The 22,109-nt window shown below is 61.9% G+C and carries 24 protein-coding genes; 21 read left to right on the top strand and 3 right to left on the bottom strand.

The features are described from left to right. Nucleotides 1–128 precede the first annotated feature (128 nt). The 7 genes from ACW4LP_RS02840 to ACW4LP_RS02810 all read left to right on the top strand — a co-directional run bounded on the left by ACW4LP_RS02840 (nt 129) and on the right by ACW4LP_RS02810 (nt 5,717). Nucleotides 129–1,244 carry a hypothetical protein gene (locus ACW4LP_RS02840; RefSeq protein WP_278981771.1) on the top strand — a complete coding sequence of 372 codons (1,116 nt, stop codon included), beginning with the start codon at nt 129–131 and terminating at the stop codon, nt 1,242–1,244. 29 nt (nt 1,245–1,273) lie between these two features. Next, nucleotides 1,274–2,275: a DUF6273 domain-containing protein gene (locus ACW4LP_RS02835; RefSeq protein ID WP_278981773.1), complete on the top strand. Its 1,002-nt coding sequence runs from the start codon at nt 1,274–1,276 to the stop codon at nt 2,273–2,275. A 411-nt stretch (nt 2,276–2,686) separates the two neighbouring features. After that, the gene (ruvC, locus tag ACW4LP_RS02830; RefSeq protein ID WP_278981787.1) at nt 2,687–3,160 is read left to right on the top strand and encodes a crossover junction endodeoxyribonuclease RuvC; all 474 of its coding nucleotides are present in this window, start codon (nt 2,687–2,689) and stop codon (nt 3,158–3,160) included. After that, entirely contained in the window at nt 3,157–3,750 is a 594-nt protein-coding gene (gene ruvA / locus ACW4LP_RS02825) for a Holliday junction branch migration protein RuvA (RefSeq protein ID WP_278981775.1), read from the top strand. The genes ruvC and ruvA overlap by 4 nt, the downstream gene beginning before the upstream one ends. A gap of 6 nt (nt 3,751–3,756) precedes the next feature. Next, complete coding sequence (gene ruvB / locus ACW4LP_RS02820) at nt 3,757–4,845, top strand: Holliday junction branch migration DNA helicase RuvB (RefSeq protein WP_278981777.1); 1,089 nt, start codon at nt 3,757–3,759, stop codon at nt 4,843–4,845. 130 nt (nt 4,846–4,975) lie between these two features. Then, nucleotides 4,976–5,389: a hypothetical protein gene (locus ACW4LP_RS02815; RefSeq protein WP_022740241.1), complete on the top strand. Its 414-nt coding sequence runs from the start codon at nt 4,976–4,978 to the stop codon at nt 5,387–5,389. 124 nt (nt 5,390–5,513) lie between these two features. Continuing rightward, nucleotides 5,514–5,717, top strand: a complete 204-nt coding sequence (locus ACW4LP_RS02810) for a cold-shock protein (RefSeq protein ID WP_022740240.1) — start codon at nt 5,514–5,516, stop codon at nt 5,715–5,717. 58 nt (nt 5,718–5,775) lie between these two features. On the opposite strand, the gene ACW4LP_RS02805 is transcribed toward ACW4LP_RS02810, so the two are convergent. Further along, nucleotides 5,776–6,672, bottom strand: a complete 897-nt coding sequence (locus ACW4LP_RS02805) for a class I SAM-dependent methyltransferase (RefSeq protein WP_455803452.1) — start codon at nt 6,670–6,672, stop codon at nt 5,776–5,778. 76 nt (nt 6,673–6,748) lie between these two features. On the opposite strand from ACW4LP_RS02805, the gene thyX reads away from it, so the two are divergent. The 7 genes from thyX to ACW4LP_RS02770 all read left to right on the top strand — a co-directional run bounded on the left by thyX (nt 6,749) and on the right by ACW4LP_RS02770 (nt 13,252). Continuing rightward, nucleotides 6,749–7,435, top strand: coding sequence for an FAD-dependent thymidylate synthase (gene thyX, locus ACW4LP_RS02800; RefSeq protein ID WP_412323064.1), 687 nt, complete (start codon nt 6,749–6,751; stop codon nt 7,433–7,435). Between the two features lie 15 nt (nt 7,436–7,450). Continuing rightward, nucleotides 7,451–8,545: a DUF1385 domain-containing protein gene (locus tag ACW4LP_RS02795; RefSeq protein WP_415979604.1), complete on the top strand. Its 1,095-nt coding sequence runs from the start codon at nt 7,451–7,453 to the stop codon at nt 8,543–8,545. A gap of 174 nt (nt 8,546–8,719) precedes the next feature. Next, entirely contained in the window at nt 8,720–9,451 is a 732-nt protein-coding gene (locus ACW4LP_RS02790; RefSeq protein WP_157012960.1) for an amino acid ABC transporter ATP-binding protein, read from the top strand. An 11-nt stretch (nt 9,452–9,462) separates the two neighbouring features. Continuing rightward, nucleotides 9,463–10,404 (top strand): transporter substrate-binding domain-containing protein, encoded by a 942-nt coding sequence (locus tag ACW4LP_RS02785; RefSeq protein ID WP_455803451.1) that lies wholly within the window; start codon nt 9,463–9,465, stop codon nt 10,402–10,404. After that, nucleotides 10,401–11,411 carry an amino acid ABC transporter permease gene (locus ACW4LP_RS02780; RefSeq protein ID WP_415979602.1) on the top strand — a complete coding sequence of 337 codons (1,011 nt, stop codon included), beginning with the start codon at nt 10,401–10,403 and terminating at the stop codon, nt 11,409–11,411. The genes ACW4LP_RS02785 and ACW4LP_RS02780 overlap by 4 nt, the downstream gene beginning before the upstream one ends. Next, nucleotides 11,408–12,064 carry an amino acid ABC transporter permease gene (locus tag ACW4LP_RS02775; protein WP_412668422.1) on the top strand — a complete coding sequence of 219 codons (657 nt, stop codon included), beginning with the start codon at nt 11,408–11,410 and terminating at the stop codon, nt 12,062–12,064. Before ACW4LP_RS02780 ends, ACW4LP_RS02775 begins: the two co-directional genes overlap by 4 nt. 87 nt (nt 12,065–12,151) lie before the next feature. Then, nucleotides 12,152–13,252, top strand: a complete 1,101-nt coding sequence (locus tag ACW4LP_RS02770) for a MerR family transcriptional regulator (RefSeq protein ID WP_415979601.1) — start codon at nt 12,152–12,154, stop codon at nt 13,250–13,252. Nucleotides 13,253–13,257: 5 nt separating this feature from the next. On the opposite strand, the gene ACW4LP_RS02765 is transcribed toward ACW4LP_RS02770, so the two are convergent. Beyond that, complete coding sequence (locus tag ACW4LP_RS02765; RefSeq protein ID WP_022740231.1) at nt 13,258–13,473, bottom strand: helix-turn-helix domain-containing protein; 216 nt, start codon at nt 13,471–13,473, stop codon at nt 13,258–13,260. 91 nt (nt 13,474–13,564) lie between these two features. Here ACW4LP_RS02765 and ACW4LP_RS02760 point away from each other — a divergent pair, with 91 nt between their 5' ends. From ACW4LP_RS02760 to ACW4LP_RS02735, 6 genes are all read left to right on the top strand, one after another. Next, a complete protein-coding gene (locus tag ACW4LP_RS02760) occupies nt 13,565–14,698 on the top strand; it encodes an SPFH domain-containing protein (protein ID WP_415979600.1) in 1,134 nt (377 codons plus the stop codon). After that, nucleotides 14,688–15,095, top strand: coding sequence for a hypothetical protein (locus ACW4LP_RS02755; RefSeq protein WP_114540370.1), 408 nt, complete (start codon nt 14,688–14,690; stop codon nt 15,093–15,095). The genes ACW4LP_RS02760 and ACW4LP_RS02755 overlap by 11 nt, the downstream gene beginning before the upstream one ends. A 29-nt stretch (nt 15,096–15,124) precedes the next feature. Then, entirely contained in the window at nt 15,125–15,688 is a 564-nt protein-coding gene (locus tag ACW4LP_RS02750) for a zinc ribbon domain-containing protein (RefSeq protein WP_114540369.1), read from the top strand. 22 nt (nt 15,689–15,710) lie between these two features. Then, the gene (locus ACW4LP_RS02745) at nt 15,711–16,550 is read left to right on the top strand and encodes a DUF6591 domain-containing protein (protein ID WP_412668419.1); all 840 of its coding nucleotides are present in this window, start codon (nt 15,711–15,713) and stop codon (nt 16,548–16,550) included. 266 nt (nt 16,551–16,816) lie between these two features. Next, nucleotides 16,817–17,587 carry a DUF4230 domain-containing protein gene (locus tag ACW4LP_RS02740; RefSeq protein ID WP_412668418.1) on the top strand — a complete coding sequence of 257 codons (771 nt, stop codon included), beginning with the start codon at nt 16,817–16,819 and terminating at the stop codon, nt 17,585–17,587. Further along, the gene (locus tag ACW4LP_RS02735) at nt 17,574–18,155 is read left to right on the top strand and encodes a DUF4230 domain-containing protein (RefSeq protein ID WP_114540366.1); all 582 of its coding nucleotides are present in this window, start codon (nt 17,574–17,576) and stop codon (nt 18,153–18,155) included. The genes ACW4LP_RS02740 and ACW4LP_RS02735 overlap by 14 nt, the downstream gene beginning before the upstream one ends. Before the next feature lie 457 nt (nt 18,156–18,612). Here the strand turns inward: ACW4LP_RS02735 and ACW4LP_RS02730 are convergent, their stop codons facing one another. After that, the gene (locus ACW4LP_RS02730) at nt 18,613–19,107 is read right to left on the bottom strand and encodes a hypothetical protein (protein WP_412668417.1); all 495 of its coding nucleotides are present in this window, start codon (nt 19,105–19,107) and stop codon (nt 18,613–18,615) included. Between the two features lie 457 nt (nt 19,108–19,564). Between ACW4LP_RS02730 and ACW4LP_RS02725 the strand changes: the two genes are divergently transcribed. Next, nucleotides 19,565–22,084, top strand: a complete 2,520-nt coding sequence (locus ACW4LP_RS02725) for a DNA topoisomerase I (RefSeq protein WP_412668416.1) — start codon at nt 19,565–19,567, stop codon at nt 22,082–22,084. Nucleotides 22,085–22,109: the final 25 nt, after the last annotated feature.

Below are 22,109 nucleotides of genomic sequence, written 5' to 3'. Positions count from 1 at the left end.
TCGCGTGCTAACGCAGCATTCCGGCGGGACGCGTTCCCGTGGCAATCAAGTAGATACAGCCGAATAGAAAAACGCGACGAGGCACCTGCGCGTGCACAGGCCCAAGCCGTTCCGAGACGGGCGATCTCATGAGCGGTCTCCTCGAATTCTTCTCCGATGTCATCGGAGACAACCTGCCCGGTGCCGTGGCATTTGCCTTTATCGTCTATATTGCGACCCAGATCATTCTCTCGATGTTCCAGCACCGCGCCGATCGGCGAGCTTATCGCTACGAACGCTCAGCTGCTACGGGACGGATGCGCTTCGAGAAAGAGTCGTACCATATCGAGAAGCTCTCCAGCGCTCTTCTGCGGCTTGTTGCCGAGACCGAGGCGCTCTGCGCAAAGCCTGGTGGTCGTCTTTCGGCTGCCGATCGGGCGCGCTGGATCGAGTTGCACCGGGAATGTGTCGCGCGCCTTGGCGCGGCGGCTCCGTTCATCAACTTTCTGAGCCCCCACGATGGCTCGCCGTGCTGCGGCGTGCGCGACGACCGCGCAGGGGCACCCTCGCACGCGATGCGAGATTCGGTTTCCACGGGAACCAACGAAGAGCAGGCAGCCAAGCTGCGCGAGCACTTGGCCGGCGGCCGGTCGAAGTCGCTTTACCTCCGCGCGGCGCTGCTCGTGGATGCGTGTCGAGCTGCCCTGCTTGGTCGCGGTGCCCCTCAGACGGGAACCGTTCTTCCTGCGGACGTGTTCGATGCGGATGCCCCGGGATATGTATCCGATGTCATGGCCAAGGAGCTGGATCTGGCGGCGCGCTACGAGCGGTTCGCCGACTGCGCCGCGTGCCGCCTGCGCGACAGCGAGCGGGGCAGCCGCGACGGCCGTTGGCGGAGGATGAAGGATTGGGCCGCGAACGTGTGGAAGTGGCCTTTCGCGAGCATATACCACTACTTCGACGCGCCGTGCCCTTACGAGAGGGGACGTCCCCTCTCTCGCGGCAAAGTCCAAGCACGCGAACGGCGCAGAACCTGCGCCGTTGTTGCCGCTTTCGTCGTCTTGGCGGCATGGGCTTTTTTCTCATGTACTTCTGATCAGTGCTTTACCGTTGACCGGCTATGGGCTAGCAGCCTGTCATTCCCGGCGTTCGTGCTGGCTGCCTTGGTCGTTTTTCTGGTCATCAGCGAGAGAGAGGAGGTGGGCAATCGCAGAGGAGAGTGCGAAACGGAAGAGGCGTCAGAGCCGTCTGACGAAACGACGTAATGGCAATGTTGTATGAAGGAGCGATACGCATGATTAGGATGGAATTTGCGAAGAGGATCGAGGAGGCTTTGCCGAGACTCGCGTGTGTAACTGCGGCGATCGCCATGGCGACCCTCCTGGCATTGGCCGGATGCGCGACGGAGGAAGCGCCGGCGGGTGCCGAAGCGCCTGCTCCTGAAGCCGCCGAGGAGGCGCCGGAGCAGGACGTGGCCGGAACGCCCGCGGAATCTGAGCAGGAGGCGCAGGCTCCGGAGACGGAGCCTGCGGTATCGGCGCTGGAGAGCTACTCTTGGGATGAGTTGTCGCGGATCTCTGCCGAGATCGCCGCCGCAGAAGACGAAGATGCAGCTATTGAGGTTGCCAAGCAGTACGAGCTCTGCACCCCCGACGGCCGACTCGACGGAACCCAGGTGAAGTCGGTGACTCTGAGCGATGGCACTCAGACCACCGTCCAGATTGTCGGCTTTGCCCACGACAACAAAACCGAGGGTGGCAAGGCCGGAATAACCTTTGTGTTCGGCGATGCTATCGGTAAGGGTTCCATGAACTCGAGCAAAACCAACGCCGGTGGCTGGGAAGCTTCGCAAATGCGCGCCTACCTCAACGGTGACTGGCGTGCCCAGCTGCCCGAGGATCTCGATGCCGCAATCGTGCCGGTGGACAAGCTCACCAATAATGTGGGCGAGACGCAGGACGTCTCGGCGGTGACGGCGACTTCTGATTCGCTGTGGCTGTTCTCAGTCGCGGAGCTCGACGGCGCGATCGAGTGGTACAGAGGTGATAATGGTGTCTATAACGAGGTGCTTAACGCCGAGGGAGTCGAGTACAAGCTGTTTCGCGATACGGCTGATCCCTCGAGACCCAATGAGGTCTTGGAGAAAAATTTCCAGGGTTCTGAGATTTGCTGGTGGGCACGCTCCCCGCGTCCGGCCAATCCGAGCGGCTTCCAGTTCGTGGTTTCTGGTGCCGTCCCCGATGACGACTGGCCCGCTGACACCTCCTACGGCGTGGTTCCCGGCTTCTGCATATAAACCGTCAAACCATCTAGCCTCTCATGCCCATGTGGTATACAGGTGGAAGGGACTTTCGAAGCGGTCGTCTGACTCCATGCTCGGCGTCTTTTTAGGTTAGATGGCCGCTTGGACGCATTGAAGTTTGCCATGGTCATCGAAGGCTCTTGCATGAATGCGGCATTCGGGGTCGTCTGTCTCCGACAACCGCATCTGTAGTGCTTTCTTATGGCTCCCGGCTGGCGCGTACAACATGAGTATGTTGGTTGGGCGTCGCAGGGGTGGTGCAATTGTCCGGCAGCGGCTGCAAGGTGTTCAACCGTGCCAGCGCCCGTAATTTCACTTGCTTTTCACAAACAGATGTTCTAAAATGAGCCCCACTCGAATTTGGAAAGTGGGGCTTATCTTTTGGCTGGCAGGACGCGCATCGTGATGGGGATCGATCCCGGGCTCGCCCATACGGGCTGGGGGGTCATCGAGCAGTGCGGGCCGCATCTTGCGTGCGTGGCCTACGGCTGCGTGGCCACGCCGGCGTCCCGTCCGCTGGCCGAGCGCCTCATGAAGATCCACCACCAGATCGGCGCGGTGGTCGAGCGCTTCCGTCCGGAATGCGTCGGCATCGAGACGGTCTGGTTCGGGCAGAACGTCACGGCCGCCTTCGCCACGGGCCAAGCCCGCGGGGCGGCGCTCGTGGCCTGCGCCGAGGGCGGCCTTGCCGTGGGTGAGTACACCCCGCGCCAGATAAAGCTCGCCGTGGTGGGAGAGGGATCGGCCGAGAAGGATCAGGTGCAGTACATGGTTCGCCATTTGCTTTCGCTTGACCAGCCTCCCGAGCCCGACCATGCTGCCGATGCGCTGGCGGCGGCCATTTGCTATACGACTCACGAGAACGGAAGGCTCGCATGATTGCATTTCTGAGCGGAACGGTAGCGGCGGTGCTGCCCCCGCAGACGGCCTATATCGATGTCGCCGGCGTGGGCTATGCAGTGGCCATGCCCGGTGGCGACTTGGGCAAGCTGGCCGTGGGCGATACGGCCCGCGTGCTCACGTACCTGTCCGTGACGGAGAACGGTATCGCGCTGTTCGGCTTCCTCTCTGAGGAAGAGAAGGTGCTGTTCGAAAAGCTCATCGGCGTGTCGAAAGTGGGGCCGAAGATGGCCCTGGCGGCCCTTTCCACCTTCTCGCCGGCCGAGCTTGCCGATGCTATCGCCTCCCAGGACATCGCGCGGGTGTCCCACATCCCCGGCGTGGGGAAGAAGACTGCCGAGCGCATCATCTTGGAACTCAAGGGCACGCTGGATGCCGGCATGGAGTCGCTGTTCAGCCAGGGCGCTGCCGAGTCCGCGAGCAGCGCGGCGGCGCAGGGGGCTACCGAGGCGCTGCTTTCCATGGGCTTCACCTCCGCCGAGGCCGAAGTGGCCCTGAAGGGGGCCCCCGAGGGCGCGGGCGAGGGCGCGCTGCTACAATATGCCCTGAAACGTTTGGGAAGTCGATAGGAAGTCATGGCATTCGATCTGGACATAGAGGGCATGGTGTTCGAGGCCGCGCGGGACGGCGCTGGCGCGCAGGGCTCGGCGTCGGCGCCGGGGCGCGAGCGCGCGGTGGCCCCGACGCTCACCGAGGACGATCTGGAGCTGGATTTCTCCCTGCGCCCCAAAAGGCTCGACGACTATCTGGGCCAGACGAAGGTGAAGGAATCCCTCGGCATCATGATCGCGGCGGCCCAGGGGCGCGGCGAGCCGGCGGATCATATTTTGTTCTCGGGCCCTCCGGGGTTGGGCAAGACCACGCTCGCCACGGTGGTGGCCAACGAGCTTGGCGCCTCCATCCGTACCACCTCGGGGCCGGCTATCGCCCGCACAGGGGACTTGGCGGCCATTCTCACCAACCTCGAAGAGGGCGATGTGCTGTTCATCGACGAGATCCATCGCCTGAACCGCATGGTGGAAGAGGTGCTGTACCCGGCGCTAGAGGATTTCGTGCTGGATATCGTTGTGGGCAAGGGCCCGGCGGCCCGCTCCATCCGGCTCGATCTGCCGCGCTTCACGCTCATCGGCGCCACGACGCGCACGGGCCTGCTCACCGGTCCTCTGCGCGACCGCTTCGGCGTGGCCTTCCGCCTGCAGTACTACACGCCCGAGGAGCTCTCGCTCATCGTGTGCCGCTCGGCTTCCATTCTGAACGTTGCCATCGACGAGGAGGGTGCGCTTGAGATTGCCCGCCGTTCCCGGGGCACTCCGCGTCTGGCCAACCGCCTGCTGAAGCGCGTGCGCGACTGGGCCCAGGTGCGCGGCGACGGTGCCATTACCGAGGACGTGGCCGCCGAGGCGCTCACGTTCTTCGAGGTGGATCATCTGGGGCTCGACGCTGTGGACAACCGCCTTTTGGAAGTGCTTTGCGTGCAGTTCGGCGGCCGTCCGGTGGGCCTGACCACGCTGGCGTCGGCGCTGGCGGAGGATCCCGACACGGTGGAGGATGTGTACGAGCCCTTCCTCATGCAACAGGGCCTCATGATGCGCACCCCTAAGGGCCGTCAGGCCACCGCCGGCGCTTGGGAGCATTTGGGCCTCGTGCCGCCGGAGGGATGCTAGCCGTAGCTGAGGCAATTTCGACTGTCGTCGTTTCCGTAGGGGGCGACCTTGGCCGCCCCTTTCCGCGGCGTTGACGCTGTCGGGAGGGCAGACCAAGGTCTGCCCCTACGGAGGGATTGGAGGAACAGCGATGTTCGAGCAAGACTATCTGATGCGCATCATCGCGCAGCTTCTGGGGGCCATTCGGCGCTCGATGGAACGGGCGGCCGGCGAGGAGGATCCGGACGGAGCCGCCCGGGCCCTCGATATGGCCCTGGGCGATGCCACCGATCTGGATGGCGAGGCGCTGCTCTCCCTCGCGCCCGAATCGCTGGCATCGGTGCTGCAGGTGTCGGGGGTCGACCCGCACCTTACGGAGTACATCGCCCGCAGCCTCATGCTCTCCGGCCGCTACCACGGTGAGGCGGGACGTGCGGATATGGCCGAGCTCCGGCGTGCCCAGGGTCGCGCCGTCGCTGCCGCCTTCGGGCACGAGTTGGGATCCGACCCCGTCAGCGACGAGGCCCTGGAGGCGCTTATGACCGCAAGTGATGGAGAAGCGTAAATTCCCCGAGGAAATTGGCCGAAGTTAGCGTATAGTTATAGCGCGCTCCCAAAAGGGAGCTGGGCTTCGCGCCCGTATTGCTATACCCGCTCGTCAGACGAGCGGGAGGAAAGAGGAAAGTATCATGGCGGAAGGCACTGTCAAGTGGTTCAACCCCGAGAAGGGCTACGGCTTCATCTCCCAGAATGACGGCGAGGATCTCTTCGTCCACTTCTCCGAGATCAAGATGTCGGGCTTCAAGACCCTCAACGAGGGCGACGCCGTTACCTTCGAGGTGACCGAGGGCCAGAACGGCAAGCTGCAGGCGAGCAACGTGGAACGTATCTAACTTTTAGAAACTGACATGACGCCAAGGGCCCGGGAGCAATCCCGGGCCCTTTTTGCTGCTAGTGGGTATTCCAGGCGAGGAAGGCCCAGGTGACGATGCGAGGCTCGGCAAGGCGCCAGGCGAGTTGGATGACGCCCTTGCGGCCGGGAGCGCCGGCGGTCTCGTTGGGAACGAGATTCGCGGCGAGCCATTCCCGCAAGTTGGCGCGCGCCTGCTCGCGCTCCTCGTCGGAAGCGCGCACGGCCGCGGAGTCGTCGATCATGGTGGCTAGCTTCTCGTAGGCGTCCTCGGGGGTGGCGAATGTATCGTCGCGGGTGCTGTCGATGTAGCGCACCTCTGCTTTGATCCCCTCATTGGCCAAGATATTGAACGCGTACAGGTAGTCGCGTCCGAGCACCGAGGGCAGCCCCACGGCGGCCAGGATGCGCTCGTCGACGCGGGGGGAGGAGCCGGTGGCCAGCGTGATGCACACCCGCCGGCGCGCCACTTCCGTCAGGCGCAAAAGGGCATCGCGCAAATCGGCCGTGGCGATGGAGCGCGAGGCGATGGCCACATCGGTCATGCCCTCGCGCACGCCGAAGGCCGGCCAATCGTCCTCCCAGCTCATACGCTTGGGGAAGACGGTGCGCACGCCGGCTGCGTCGAGCCGCGCCTGCATCTGATCCAGCATGCCCTGGGAGAAGTCGGCGGCCACTACCTTGTGCCCCGCCTCGCCGAGCGGCACGGCCAGGGCTCCGGTGCCGCATCCCATGTCGAACACCGTTTCGCCGGGGCGAATCTCCGCGTATTCCAAGAACTTCTCCACATAGAGGTTCGGGGCGTCCTTGGTGGTGAAGGTGGCGGAGCGCTTGTCCCAGAACGCCGCGTCATCGGCATGGCGCCGCACCTTCTGGAGCTCTTTCCACTCCTCGTTCCAATCCGTTGCGGTGAGCAAGGGTGTAAATTCGTCGTGCATGGGGCCTCCAAGCCGTGTCGTCGGTCGTTCAGCCATTATACTTCTCTGGAACGAAATCGAGATGCGAGGAGACGTTATGCAGGTAGAGCTTCTGTACCATACGCCCGACCCCGAGCGCGCCATCGCCACGGCGGCGCGGCTGTGCTATGCGCCGGTGGGCGCGAGCGAGCTGATGGAGACCATGCCGCCCGAGCGGGTGAAGAGCGTGCTCTCCACCATCATGGGCTCGGGGCACTTCTCCACCCTCGAGCACGCCAGCTACACCTTCGCCGTCGACGGCGTTTCCCGTGCGCTCACCCACCAGCTGGTGCGCCATCGCATCGCCAGCTTCAACCAGCAGTCCCAGCGCTACGTGAAGTTCAAGGGCGAGATTCCCATGGTGAAGCCCGCCACCGTGGCCGCCGACCCCGAGTGCAATCGCCTGTTCGACGAGGCCGCTGCTGCCGTGGCCGAGGCCTACCGGGCGCTCGTCGCGGCCGGCATTCCCGCCGAGGACGCGCGCTATCTTCTGCCCAACGCCTGCGAGACGAAGATCGTCATCACCATGAACGTGCGCGAGCTTCTGCACTTCTTCGAACTGCGCTGCTGCAACCGCGCCCAGTGGGAGATCCGCGAGATGGCGTGGAAGATGCTGGAGCTTGCCCGTCCGACGGCTCCGTACATCTTCGCCGACGCCGGGGCGCCCTGCATCCACGGCACCTGCCCCGAGGGCAAGATGACCTGCGGAAACCCCTATCCGCGCGTCGATCGCTCGCAGCTTTAGGCTTAGGACGACGGTATGACCAAGCAGAAGAGCGATCTGTCCCGCGCGTTCTCTGAGGACGGGGCCATAAAAACCCACGTGGGCGGCCAGGCCCTCATCGAGGGCGTCATGATGCGCGGCAAGTACAACTGGGCCGTGGCCGTGCGCGAGCCGGACGGCGCCATCTACGTGGAGGAGCACGACCTCACGAGCGGCAAGGACAAGAACGGCTGGATGTACTGGCCGCTCGTGCGCGGCTGCCGGGCGCTCGTGGAGTCGCTCATGCTGGGGTTCAAGGCCCTGGAGATCGCCGCCTTGCACGCCTTCGGCGACGAGGAGGGCGAGCAGAAGGCCGCTGCAGAGGCTTCGGCCGAGGCCGTGGACTACGAAACGACTCTGACCGAAGATGCCGAGACGCGCGAGGAAGAAGAGGAGTTCGGCCACCGCGAGATGATGATCTCCATGATCGTGGGACTCGTGCTGGGCGTGGTGCTGTTCATTGTGGCGCCGGCGGCCATCACGAACCTCATCGTGGGGGAGTATGACGACCACACGCTGGCCTGGAACATCGTGGACGGCCTTCTGCGCGTGGCCGTGTTCGTCTTCTACATCTGGCTCATCGGCCGCATGGAGGACATCAAGCGCATGTTCATGTACCACGGCGCCGAGCACAAGGCCATCCACTGCTTCGAGCACGGCCTTCCCATGACCCCCGACAACGCCCGCCAGTTCCCGCGCCTGCACGTGCGCTGCGGCACCGCCTTCCTCATCATGGTCATGGTCATCGCTATCCTCGTGTACACCATCTTCCCTTTAAACGCCATCATATCCGGCTTCGGGGTGCCCGACGGGATGCCGAAGCTCGTGCTGGTCATCGTGGCCCGCATCGTGCTCATGCCCGTTATCGCCGGCATCTCCTACGAGATCACGGTGAAGTGGGCCGGCAGTCATCCGGACAACCCGCTCGTGAAGGTAATTCTGTGGCCCGGCATGCAGATGCAGTACCTCACCACCCACGAGCCCGACGACGCCCAGATGGAGTGCGCCATCGCCGCCATGCAGGCCGTGCTCGCTCGCGAGGATGCCGAGGAGGCGAAGGCGGCAGCAAAGACAGCGCCCACCGCTTCCTGATCGGCGTCGCTGCGCCGCCACCGCTTCCCGGTCGACGTTGCTGCGCCTCCTTCCACCCGCGCCGTCAATAAGCTGTGAAAAACCCGTAGTGCCAGCGAAACCACGACTAATTGACAGAACGTTAGAATTCCCCGTAACTGTTCGAGATGACGGTCCGGATGGGAGCGTGGGAGCATGGAGCCACTGATATCCGCCAAGGATCTTAAGAAGAACTTCGGGAAAGTGGAGGCGCTCAAGGGCGTCTCGCTGGACGTGGCAGAAGGCGAGAAGGTCGTCGTCATCGGGCCGTCCGGCTCGGGCAAAAGCGTGCTCATCCGTTCCATCAACGGCCTTGAGCGCCCCGATTCCGGCGAGCTTACCGTCAACGGCATCGACATGATGGCCAAGAAGGTGAACACGCGCAAGCTGGCCAGCGAGGTGGCCATGGTGTTTCAGGGCTACAACCTCTATCCCCATAAGACCGTGTTGGAAAACGTCACCTTCGCGCCCACCAAGGTGCTGAAGGTACCGAAGGCCGAGGCCGAAGAGGCGGGGCGCGCCTACTTGGAGCGCGTGGGACTCACGAGCAAGCTGGACAAGTACCCCGACCAGCTCTCCGGCGGCCAGCAGCAGCGCGTGGCCATCGCCCGCGCGCTGAACATGCACCCGAAGATCATGCTTTTGGACGAGCCCACGAGCGCCCTTGACCCGGAGATGGTCAACGAAGTGCTCGACGTCATCAAGTCGCTGGCCGAGACGAACATGACCATCGTCATGGTCACCCATGAGATGGGGCTCGCACGCGACGCCGCCGACAAAGTGGTGTTCATGGAGAACGGGCTCGTGGTCGACGAGGGCACGCCGGCCTACCTCTTCGGTCCCGATTCCAACGAGCGCGTGCAGGCGTTTCTCTCCAAGATACTGTGAGGGGGTGCGCGATGAACGTGACGGGCAAAACGGTTGGGGTGAACGGGATGACTGGGATGCGCGGGACGTATCTCACGCGGCGCGGCTTTGTGCGGTTGGCCGGCGCTACCGTGGCGGGCGCGGCTTTGGGTGGCGCGGTGCTGCCGCTTTCCGGCTGCGCGCCTGCGGGCGACGTGCTGCGCATCGGCACGAAGATCGACGTGCCCGGCTTCGGGTTCCAGAACCCCGAGACGGGAAGCGTGGAGGGGCTCGAGGTGGACGTGGCCCGCGAGCTCGCCGCGCGGATCAAGGGCGATCCCAACGCGCTGGAGATTGTGGGCGTGAACGTGACCACCCGCGGGGCGATGCTGGACAACGGCACGCTGGATGCGACGCTCGCCACCTTCACCATTACCGATGCGCGCAAGAAGACCTACGATTTCTCGCGGCCCTACTATATCGACCATATCGGTGTGCTCGTGCTGAAGAAGTCGGGCATCACCGATTTGGCGGGCCTTGACGGCAAGACCGTGGGCGTGGCGCTGTCGGCCACCACCAAGGACAAGCTGGGGGCGGCCGCCGCCGAGGCGGGCATCACGCTGAAGTTCGCCGAGTACGCCACCTATCCCGAGATCAAGATCGCGCTTGTGGCCGGGCGCGTGGACGCCTTTTCCGTGGACAGCTCCATTCTTTTGGGCTACCAGGACGACAGCACCTACTTGCTGCCGACGCAGTTCGCGCCCCAGGAGTACGGCGTGGCCACGAAGAAGGACGGCGAGTATTCGGGGCCCGTCGATGAGGCCATCGCGGCCATGGAGGCCGACGGAACGCTTAGGGCGCTGAAGGAGCGCTGGGGCCTGTCGCTGGTCACGGAGGCGGACGTGGAAGCCGAGCAGGAAGCCGGCGGCACGGGCCTGGGGGAGGGGGATCCGGCCGACGATGGGGCGGCCGCGGAAGGGGGCGCGTCCCGATGACGGAGATCTTCGCGCCCTACAAGTGGGAGGCGCTCTTTGCGCGCTGGCCCGACATCCTGGCCGCCTTCGGCATGACCGCGGCCATCTCGGCTCTGGCCCTCGTTATCGCGCTCGTTTTAGGCTTCGTCTTCGGTGTGTTCGCGGTGTCGCGCTTCCGCATCCTGCGCGCCCTCACGCGTGTCTACGTGGAGACGGTGCAGAACATCCCGCTGCTTCTGCAGGTGTTCGTGCTCTACGCCGTGTTCCCGCTGCTGGGGCTTACCATCGCCTCGTTCTGGATCGGCGTCATCGCTATCGGCGCCTATCACGGTGGCTACATGTCAGAGGTGGTGCGCAGCGGAATCGGCTCGGTGCACCGCGGTCAGTTCGAGGCGGCTAAAAGCCAGGGGTTCTCTCCCGTGCAGACCATGACGCTCATCATCCTGCCCCAGGCCATGCGCATCATCCTGCCGCCTTTGGCCGTGCAGGCCGCCAACCTTGTGAAGAACACCTCCGTGCTCGCGCTCATCGCCGGCGGCGAGCTCATGTACTTCGCGAACTCCTTCGCCGGCGACACGAGCTACTACGGGCCGGCCTACGTGGCCGCCGCCGTGCTGTACTTCGCCATCTGCTTCCCGCTTTCCCGGGCCGCCGTGTACCTGGAGAGGCGCATGGGCACCCATCGCCATGTGGCCACCGGCGACGCCACCGAGGAGCTTGCGGCCGATGCCGTGGAAGTGACGCCGGGCACCCACGACATCACCGGGCATGCGGCCGCCCAGGCCATGGCCGCAGGCGTGACGACCATGGTGGAAGGCACGAGCACCTTGGTGCCCCCGGTGGTGGACAAGGGCCGCTACCTCACGTACGCGGAACTTTACGGCATCGACGCCCCGGCGTGGCCCGACCGCCGCACGGTGGCGCCCCGCACGCCGCGGAACCGCCGAGGGCTCGCCCGCGTGCGCGGCGCCATGGGTCGCACCGGTGGCCGTCGCAGGGGCAAGGGCCGGAGAGGAGGCCGGAAATGAGCGACATCGCCGCTTTGCTCACCTGGACGAACATCCGCTTCCTTTTGGAAGGGCTCGGGCTCACCCTCATTATCTCGGCGCTGGCCATCGCCTGCTCTATCGTGCTCGGCGCCGTCATTTCCATCATGCGCGGGTCGTCCTCCCGCGTGCTGCGCGGCATTTCCATCGCCTATGTGGAGCTGTTCAAGAACACGCCGCTGCTTTTGTGGATCATGTTCACGTTCTTCGTGGCCCAGCTGCCGCCCCTGCCCGCGGCGGTGCTCGCCTTCACGCTGTTCACCGCGGCCTCGGTGGCCGAGATCGTCCGCGGCGGTTTGGCCAGCGTGCCGGCGGGCCAGTACGAGGCCGCCCGCTCCCAGGGGTTCTCGGCACCACAGATGTACCTGTACATCATCCTGCCCCAGGCCCTGCGCAACATGGTGCCGGCGCTGCTCTCGCAGTTCGTGACCACTATCAAGGACACGTCGTATCTGTGGGGCGCCATGGCCCTGCAGGAGCTGATGGGCCGCGGCATGATTCTCATGAACAGCTACAACTCCACGGTGCAGATCTTCGCCATCTTCGGGCTGATGGCCCTCATCTACTTCGTCGTCTGCTTCACCCTCTCGCAGATCGTCCGCGCCTACCAGCGCCGCCTCAAGGGCGCGCGGTAGGGGGAAAGAAATCTCTTGACCTCAACGTCGGGTTGAGGTTTATGCTGTGCGGCGGAAGTCTGGCGGAAGAGACGAAGGGCGAAGGGTATGCCGCGCAAATCGAAGATGCAGACGAGCAACGATCTGATACGCGAGAACTATGAGTGGCCCATGACGGCGGGCCAAGTGGCGAAGCTGACGGGCGTGACGACAAGGGCGCTCCAGCATTACGACGAAAAGGGCCTTCTGTGCCCGGAGCGCTCGGGGGAGGGTGTGGCCAACAACCGCAAGCTCTACAGCCCCGAGGACATCGATCGGCTCAAGCAGATCGTAGTGCTGGGCTCCTACGGGTTCGAGCTCAAGGACATGCCCCCGATTCTCGACGGGGAGAGGAGTCTGACGGATGCTCTGGCGGACCGCATCGAGGAATTGCGCGCTCAGGAGCGCTACCTGCAGCACCTCATTTTGTTCGCGCGCTATGCCGAGATCGTTGGTGACGATCTTTTCGAAACGTTGGCCTTTGGCACCTCCGAGGTAGACGCGTTCGCTGAGCTTGTGCGGAGCTCGCCCGCCTATGCCGGCAAAGCTGTCCGATGGGAGTCCATGGACGATGCGGGTCTGGAACAGCTGTGGGATGAGTTGGGGGCGATCATCGTCGACTTTTTGGGAGGCGACGATGAGGATCCCTTCGCCCATATAGAATCTACGGTGCAGCGGCTGAGGGCGTGGTTCTGCACCTATTTCTTCGAAGTTGACGATCTCGATTTGCTGGGTATCTGGACGCTCTTCGAGGACGGCAGCGAAGAGGCCGAGTTTGCCGGAGAGGTGGGCGGAGAGGCGACACCGGGCTTTCTGCAGTCCGCGGTGTTTCTCGTGTGGCTGAAGTCGATGGCCTTGGAGCTTTCGGCGATGATCGAAGGTGGCGTCGGAGGCGATGCGCAGCCTTCCATTTCCGAAAACCAGGTGGTGTTCCTCGTCGATTTCGTCTGCCGCTCGTGCGGCTACCCCGTGCCGGAAGCCGCGGAGTTCGATGGCGAGGGGTGGGCTACCATGGTGGAGTTTTTCGAGACGGTGGCGGGGTATCTGCAAAACGCCTTCGAGGACAAGGGGATTGCAACGCTCATCGACCCCGATGGCGAAAGTGTTGTTGATGGAGCGCTTTTCGAGAGGATGGCTCAAGCTGCGCGAGAGGTCGAGCTCTTCTCGTAGCGTGGCTAGAAGGTCAGCAGGTCGCGCACGGGTGAGCCCAAAGCGTCGGCGATGCGGCCCAAATCATCGATGCCCACGCCGACCCGTCCGGTCTCGATGCGCCAGATGTGGGACTTGCTGCTGCCGATCATGAGGGCCAGCTGGCTCTGGGAAAGCCCCTGCTCCTCGCGCACGGCACGGATGCGCTTTCCCAGGGCCTGTCTTTTCTGCTCGATGTTCATGGGGAAAGCATATGTGCTACCATTAACGAACCGACTTCAAATATGAAGCCACAAGCTTATGGAGAGACTGACGAGGAAATAAGGAGGCCGCATGGCCATCGTCTCGGTCGTCAAGTACGACGGCAATCCTGACGTTTTCGCCTGGAAGTACCCCGACAGCGAGCTGGGAACTTGGACCCAGCTCATCGTGAACGAATCGCAGCAAGCCATTCTGTTCAAGGGCGGCCAAGCTCTCGATGTCTTTGAGGCCGGGCGCCACACCCTCAGCACGAACAACATCCCTTTCTTGGAAACGATCATCAATCTGCCCTTTGGCGGTCAGTCGCCATTCAGCGCAGAGGTTTGGTTCGTCAGCAAGCAGTTCAACCTCGATGTCAAATGGGGCACGCCTTCGCCTATCCAGATTCAGGACCCTGTGTTCGGAGTGTTCGTCCCCGTAAGGTCTCACGGCGTTTTCGGTATTCAGATAGATGACGCGAAGCGCTTCTTGGTGAAGCTTGTGGGCACGTTACCCTCGTTCACCAAGAACGATATTATGCGGTACTTTCGCGGCGTGTACGTAGCTCGCGTCAAGGATGCGATTTCTACTTACATCATCGAGCGCAAAATAGGCATCCTCGAGATCAATCGCTACCTTGACGAGTTGTCGGACTACCTTCAGGAACGCATTGAGCCCGTCATGGCTGAATACGGCATCAGTCTCACCAATTTCTTCGTCAACGACATCAGCGTGCCGGAAGACGATCCGGCCGTTGTAACGTTGAAGCAGGCATTGGCTAAAAGAGCCGAGATGGAGCTGCTCGGATACACCTACGTGCAGGAACGCTCGTTCGATACGCTGGAAGGAGCGGCTACCAATCCAGGCTCTACCGCATCAGACCTCATGGGCGCAGGATTGGGCCTTGGGATGGGAATCGGCATGGGCGGCGGGGTCGGCGGCGCTTTCGCAGATGCTGCCCGCAATTTGAATGTCTCTGGTTCTTCGCGGACGTGCCCCTCGTGCGGAAGTGCGGTTCCCTCTGGGCAGAAGTTCTGCGGAAGCTGTGGTTGGGATATGGCGAAGCCCGCTCCGGGGGCTGCCGCCGAAGGCGCAGGCTTCTGCACGGAATGCGGCGCGCCTCTTGCAGCATCAATGAAGTTCTGCGGACAATGCGGACATGCTGTCGCTTCTGATGGTGTGCCGGGGACAGAGAACTCCGAGGAGGCTGGCTCCGATGGTCGCTAACAGCGTGATGGCAGCGCTCATGATTGGAATCATTGTCTTCTCCGTGCTCGTAGTGGCGGTGCGTTACGCCCTGAAATTCTTTAGGGTCTCAAATACTTCGCTCAAAGCTACCGTACGATCAATGGATCAGCGGGTTGCGCGCTTGAGAGCGATGAGCGCTTCTTGCAAGAATGGTGAGCTTTCAGACTTTGCCATGAGGGTCGCAGATGGTCTTCGTTTTGGCGATAGCTCGATCGTCTTACCGCTTGATGGCGAAATCGATGATGCCATAGAGAGGGCGCATCAAGCGATACGCATACATGACGTTTCGGCAGCCGAAAGGGAGCTCAATCAGATTGCGTGCCTTACTCAACAACGTCGAGCGGAAGAGGCTTTCAGCAGAAAGGGGTCGTTCTGATTCAGAACGACGGAAGAAAGGAAAGATGCATGGGACAGGAGAGAGTTAAAGGAGAGACGGCAACCAAGGTGGAGATTGTTCTCGGCGTGTTGTTCGTGCTGGGAGCACTTAGTTCTTTGGGCCAAGGCCATTTGTACAGCTCTCAAGCTGTTTTCAGTACGGTAGGAATGTTGTTTCTTGGCGCCTATCTTTTGGTTCGCGGAATTGAATGGGGCCAACTCGTGAAGGCGTACCGAAGCTATTCAACACTTCTGGCTCACAGCCCGTCCGGATCGATTTCCGAGATTGCCTCTGCAGAGGGAACGACGACAGAAGTGGTCAAAAGGAACTTGAAGCTGATGATCAAAAGAGGGATGGCGACGAATACCGCCATTGACGAACAGAATAACCGTGTCGTTTCGGCGATGGCAGGGTCTGTGGCTGCCCCGGCCGGTAATCGTCAGGTTCCGGGGCCTCAGGCAGTGGCTTACCAACAACACGCTACGCCGGAGATGGTTGTTGTCGAGTGCCCGAGCTGTGGTGCAAAGAACAGCATTCCTCGCGGCGCCATTGCCCAGTGCGGTCATTGTGGTGCGCAAATTGACGCACGATGAATAGTCTGGAAAGGATCGAGCTATGAATCTCTCATTGCTTGGAAATTTGAGGAAAGCGCTGCTGGCTCTGACGGTTGCATGTTTTGTTGCAGGCGTGGCCATTGCCCCTGCCTGCGATAGGGCCGCTTTAGAAAATTATCGGCACGATCCAACGGATCGTTTTGCAGAAATGCAATGGCCGGATCGGGGGCTGGGGGCGATGCTGCCGGCTCCCGAATCGAGCTATGGAGTGATATACAACGACAAAGCGCAGTGGTTCAACGGGGATGTTGGTAACTATACGCGTGAGCAGTACGGGGCCTATGTGGCATCTTGCGAAGATGCAGGCTTTACGGTGGAATACACGAAGAACAACGATGCTTTTTGGGCCTGGAACGAAGAAGGGTACTATCTCCATCTGGGATACGACGAGGACAAAAGCTATATGTCGTTTAGCTTGGAAGCACCAAAAGAAGAAGAGTCGGGTGGCTCGGGGGTATCCAATGGCGGAAGCGAAGAGGACGTCGGTGCCGATGATGGCGCGGCGACGGATGCCCCCGACCAAAAGACTAATCAAGACGAAGAGCCTACGGGCGGTGCTTCTGCTTCGGGTGAGGTCACCCCTTCGTTCAAAGAATATATGGACAGCTATGAGGCGTTCTTCGATGAGTACATCGCTTTCATGGACAAATACGAAGAGTCAACCGACTACACTCCCGAAATGCTGGATGATTTCAATACCTACATGGAGCGGTACACGGACATGACCGCAAAGATGAACGAAGTTGACACGGGTGCGCTCTCTCCAGCAGATTTGGCTTATTACAACGAGGTGAATGCTAGGGTCTATGAAAAACTGTACGACTTGGAGAATGGAGCTTAGTGCCTAGATGCGGCGTATACGATTGTGCCGTTGCGGGTGCGGAAGGCGCGATGGGAGACTCATAGACGAATATCGATGATCCCAAAAGAACTGGCAAGCAGAATGATTGCAACAATTGCTACAATGATTCCAACGATGTACGGCAATACTTTCATGTCGCCTCCAGAGTGGGGTAATCGGATGTGTTCCTACACAAGAGACGATATACGAGATGATCGTCTTGAGCAAGTGGTGTAAGCAATGTAGGTGATTGGAAGGAAACGTCTTTGGAGAACGAATCGCAACGCCCCAAAGAACTCGCCAGCTGGGAGAGCGAGGAGGAGCTTTCTCTCGACGGACGGGAAAACCGTTTGCGCAAAAGTGGACATAGAGAGGATCCTGACGAACTCGTGGGAGGTCGAGGAAGCGCCTGGAGGGCTTTTCTCAGAAAAGTTCCGCTGAAGATCAAGATCCTCAGTCTCGTTGTTGTGGCGATTCTTATAATTTTGATTTTCGGGGTCGCTTTACCGCTAGCGCTCGACAACGATGAAACGCAGTACCTCTCTGACGCGACGCTGAAAAGTGCCGTAGACATCGGAGATTTGGAAGTAGTCGATTATACCTATAAAGGTATCGCGGAGAAGACGAGTCAATTTCTTTGGGCGGAGAACGTAGACTATCGAGTTAAGTACGAAGCTCATGTGCGAGCAAGCTACGACATGTCTGCGATTGATTTTCGCGTGAACAATGAGGATAAGTCGGTTACCGTTTTGCTTCCAGATGTGGAGATATCCGATCCAGTTTTGGATGAAACGAAGTTCGGCTACTTGCCAGAAAACGCTACGGCCGATGTTCGAGATGTGATTGCTCTCTGCAAGGAGGACGTCGCGAGTGAGTTCAGCGATGCGGGGCTTCGCACTGAAGCGATGGAAAGCGTGCGTGAAACCGTCGAAGCGCTAATCAGACCTTTACTTGATAGTGCTTGGCAGATCGAATTCGAGGAAGTTTCCGCGAAAGAGGAGTCTGGGCGAGAGGGGATGCAGAATGAGGCAGAGTAAGCAGCTGTTTGTGGCTGTCGTGGCGCTGTTTATCGTGCTGGGTCTTTCCGGGTGCGACAAGCAAGAACAACCCGACTTTTCTGGGTATAAGAAGATCGCTGACCTCGCAACTATAGATTGTACCTTTCATAACGTGGCAGAAATCTACAACGATGGTACTGATATCATTTTTGGCATCAATGTGGGCTACAAGAAGGCATGGTTTGAATACGACGGCAGCGTTGAGCTTGGCGTTGACGTTTCGCAGGTGCGAATTGAGGGGCCTGACGCAAGCAACGTGGTAACCGTTTTCGTTCCCGAAGCGCAGGTTCTCGGAATTCCGCAAATCGATGAGACATCGTTTTCGGATGTTTATGCTGATACAGGGTTGCTGACGAAAATCGAAACAATGGATCAAAGTCTCGCGCTTCAAACGGCTCAGTCGGAAATGGTGTCGGCTGTGGAGAACAGCCCCGAGCTCTTGGAGCGCGCCAGGAAGAGAGCGGAGACACTGCTCGCACAATATGTGACGACGGTGGGGTCAGCTATTGGGCAAGAGTACGAGGTCAGGTTCTCCGGAAGCGAGTAGGTTACTGTCGACGAGAGAGAGGGTCATTCGAATCGATTATGCTTGCGGTGCGATGTTGTGCAATGGTTGTCGAAAAGCCCTCGTCGATGAAAAGGTGGCTTGTGGAGAGGAGATTAGCCGGAGAATGGTTGTAAGGGCCGCTTGTGGGTGAGCGGCCCTTTTGGTGCGTGCTGTTTTGAATGGCTTGAGGCGGCGAGTTTTTAGAGGTTTTCGACGTGAGGAGCCGGGAGGGGGAAGACCCGTCAGGATTGACGTGGCGTTTCCCCAGGTCGGGATTGAGAGCTGGGGATGATTTGGGCTTGATCGAGATGCTCCTGGCGAAGAAGATGTCGAAAACCAAGGAAAACTTGCCAGATTTCGTGGAGTTGGCGAACGCAGCTGGATTGCTGCTGCGGACGATATCGGGCGGCACTAACCGAGTTCTGCGATCTCGGCGCCCGCGTCCGGGGGGTTCCGCCTACCCCAAGTAGCTCAAGAACGGCAGATAACCTTGGGCAGAGTCGGGGACGGCGAGGGTGATGTCCTGGCCCATGGCGGTGACGGTGACGACGGAGGGGTCGTCGTAGGTGGTGATGGTGGCGTCGGTGCCGCTGTAGCTGATGTTGGCCGAGCCGGTCTTCTCGGCGCCCTCGGGCAGGCTCGTCACCTCCCAGCTTTGGATGTCCAGCGCGTCGATGGCGGCGTCCACCTGGGAGGAGGACATGCCCGTGGCCTCGGCGATGCGATCGGTATTGCCGCGCAGGGCGCTCTCGGCCTTCGACTTCAGGCCCGACACGTCAAGGGCCGCATTGGCCGCGGCGTTTTTGCCGCCCTCGAACAGGCCGGCCAGGGGGTTCTGGAAGTTCTCGAAGGGGCCCTTCATGCCCAGCTGGGGCAGGATGCCGAAAACGGCGATGACGAGGATGAAGGCGGCAATGAGGCCGATGAAGGCTTTGATGATCTTGCTGTCCACGGAATCTCCTCGGGGTGGGTCACGTTGCGCGAAGGCGCCGCCGGGGGTACGTTGATGCTCGGTATTCGCGGGTCGAATGCTGCGATTCGACGGCGTCCGGCATCTATGGTAACCCGCAGGCTCCGTCTTCATAAATCGACTACGGGACGCCCATGAAACGGTCATCGACCTTACGGGAACCTTGCGGGGGCGGCTTCGCGCGCGAATGCGGTGCAGGCGAAGGCGCCCGGGCGCGGGGTGCGCGAACGCGAAATGGAGCCGCATGCGGGGTCGCGCAGATTTAACGACTTTCTCGCACCGCGGCGCGGTAAATCGTGTATCCTAGGCCCCACGCATTCGCGCGGCCTCAAGGCGGCGCGGCTGCCCAGAGAAACCCCGCGCACGTAAAAATCTCAAGGTGGGGTAAATCGTGCGAACGTGAGGGCCGCATCATGCGGCCGAGAAGGAGGATGGTTCCGTGAAACTGGTCGTTACGGAGAAGAACGACGCGGCGGTGAAGATCGCCGATCTTCTGGGCGCTTCCAAGCCCAAAGCCGACAAGGTGTTCAACACGCCGGTCTACCGGTTCGAAGTCGAGGGGGAGGAGTGGGTGACCATCGGCCTGCGCGGCCACATCCTGGAGCCGGATTTCACCCCGAGCCTTACCTATAAGAAGCGTGGCGGTTGGGAGGGTGTCACCGCCGAGGGCGAGATGCTGCCCGCCGTGGTGCCGGACAGCCTCGCCAAGCCCCCCTTCAAAAAGAAGAAGCCCTTCACCGCCGACGGCGTGGAACTCAAGGGGTGGAAGATGGAGGCGCTGCCGTATCTCATCTACGCGCCCATCGAGAAGCTGCCCAAGGAGAAGGACATCATCCGCTCCCTGAAGAACCTGGCGAAGAAGGCCGACTCCATCGTCATTGCCACCGACTTCGACCGCGAGGGCGAGCTCATCGGCTCGGACGCGCTGTCGTGCTGCCGCGAGGTGAACGCCACGGCGCCGGTGTCGCGGGCGCGCTACTCCGCCTTCACGAAGCCGGAGATCACCCATGCCTTCGCCAACCTCGTGCCCATGGACGACGACTTGGCCGCCGCCGGCGGGTCGCGCCGCGACATCGACCTCATCTGGGGCGCGGTGCTCACGCGCTACCTCACGCTGGTGAAGTTCGCCGGCTACGGCAACGTGCGCTCCTCGGGCCGCGTGCAGACGCCGACGCTCGCCATCATCGTCGAGCGCGAGCGCGAGCGCATGGCGTTTGTGCCCGAGGACTACTGGGTCATCCGCGGTGCCTTCGACGGTGTCGCTGCGGCCGGCCCCACCGCCGGCGACGGCCCCGAGGCCTTCGAGGCGCCCCATGCCACGGCTCGCTTCAAGGCCGAGGCCGAGGCTGCGGCCGCCATGGCCCGCGTGGAAGGCGCCGTGAGTGCGCGGGTGGCCTCGGTGGAGAAGAAGTGTCGTAAGGTTCCGGCCCCGGTGCCCTTCAACACCACGTCACTCATGGCCGCCGCCTCGGCCGAGGGCATCAGTCCCGCCCGCTGCATGCGCATCGCCGAGAGCCTGTACATGGACGGCTACATCTCCTACCCCCGCGTGGACAACACGGTGTACCCGGATTCGTTGGATCTGGCCGAGGTGGTGAACGCCATCGCGGCGAACCCCGCCTATGGCCCCTACTGCAAGCAGCTGCTGTCCGCCGCCCCCCTGAAGGCCACGCGCGGCAAGACCGAGACCACCGACCACCCGCCCATCTACCCCACGGCGGCCGCCACGCCCGACGATTTGTCCGCGGCCGACTACAAACTGTACAACCTCATTGCCCGCCGCTTCTTGGCGACCCTTTCGGGGCCGGCCACCGTGGAGGGCACGAAGGTGACGCTGGATGTGGCCGGCGAGCCCTTCGTGGCCAAGGGCGACGTGCTGGCCGAGCCGGGCTTCCGCGCCATCTACCCCTACGGGCTAAAGAAGGACGAGCAGCTCCCTGCGCTTTCCGAAGGTTCCACCATCGCCTTCAACGGCGCCACCTGCACGAAGAAGCAGACCGAGCCACCGGCGCGCTATTCCCAGGGCAAGCTTGTCCAGGAGATGGAGAAGCTGGGCCTCGGCACGAAATCGACCCGCGCCTCCATCATCGAGCGCCTCTACCAGGTGAAGTACGTGCAGAACGACCCCATCGAGCCCTCGCAGCTGGGCATCGCCGTCATCGACGCCCTGGACAAGTTCGCGCCGCACATCACCCACGCGGAGATGACCGCCGAACTGGAGCGTTCCATGGACCGCATCGCCGAGGGGGAGCAGACGAAGGCCGAGGTGGTGGAGACCTCCCGCAACCTGCTCGCCCAGGAGCTGGCGAACCTCATGCCCCATTCCGAGGAGGTGGCCGACGCGCTCTCCGATGCCGTGGCCGCCGACGCCTACGTGGGCCCGTGCCCCAAGTGCGGCAAGGATCTGCAACTGAAGGCGAGCCACAAGACCAAGTCGATGTTCATCGGGTGCGCCGGCTGGCCCGACTGCGACGTGACCTATCCGCTTCCCAAGGGCAAGATTGAGGCCGTGCCCGAGAAGTGCCCCACCTGCGGCATGCCCCAGGTGAAGGTGACCGCCTTCCGCAGCAAGCCGCGGGTGCAGTGCATCGACCCCGCCTGCCCCTCCAACCAGGAGCCCGAGGTCGTGGTGGGCAAGTGCCCCGTGTGCGCGGAGCGCGAGCTCGACAAGAACCTCATCGCCCGCCGCAACCCGCGCACGCTGAAGCGCTCCATCACCTGCGAGAACTTCGACGAGTGCCAGACGCGCTACCCGTTGCCCCAGTACGGCGACATCGTTCCCACCGAGGAGGTGTGCGAGCACTGCGGCGCGCCCATGGTGGTCATCAAGACGGCTCGCGGGCCGTGGAAGCTGTGCCCGAACTTCGATTGTCCGGGCAAGGAGGAGGAAGAGAAGGCGAAGGCCGAGAAGAAGAGCGGTCGCTCTAAGGGTGGCCGGAAAGCGGCTTCCAAGAAGTAACCTGCCGGGGGAAGCGCTCGGAGGG

It is taken from the genome of Adlercreutzia sp. CNCM I-6215, assembly GCF_977072315.1.
The sequence above is the reverse complement of the archived record's forward strand: the minus strand, read 5'-3'. Positions and strand labels throughout refer to the sequence as shown.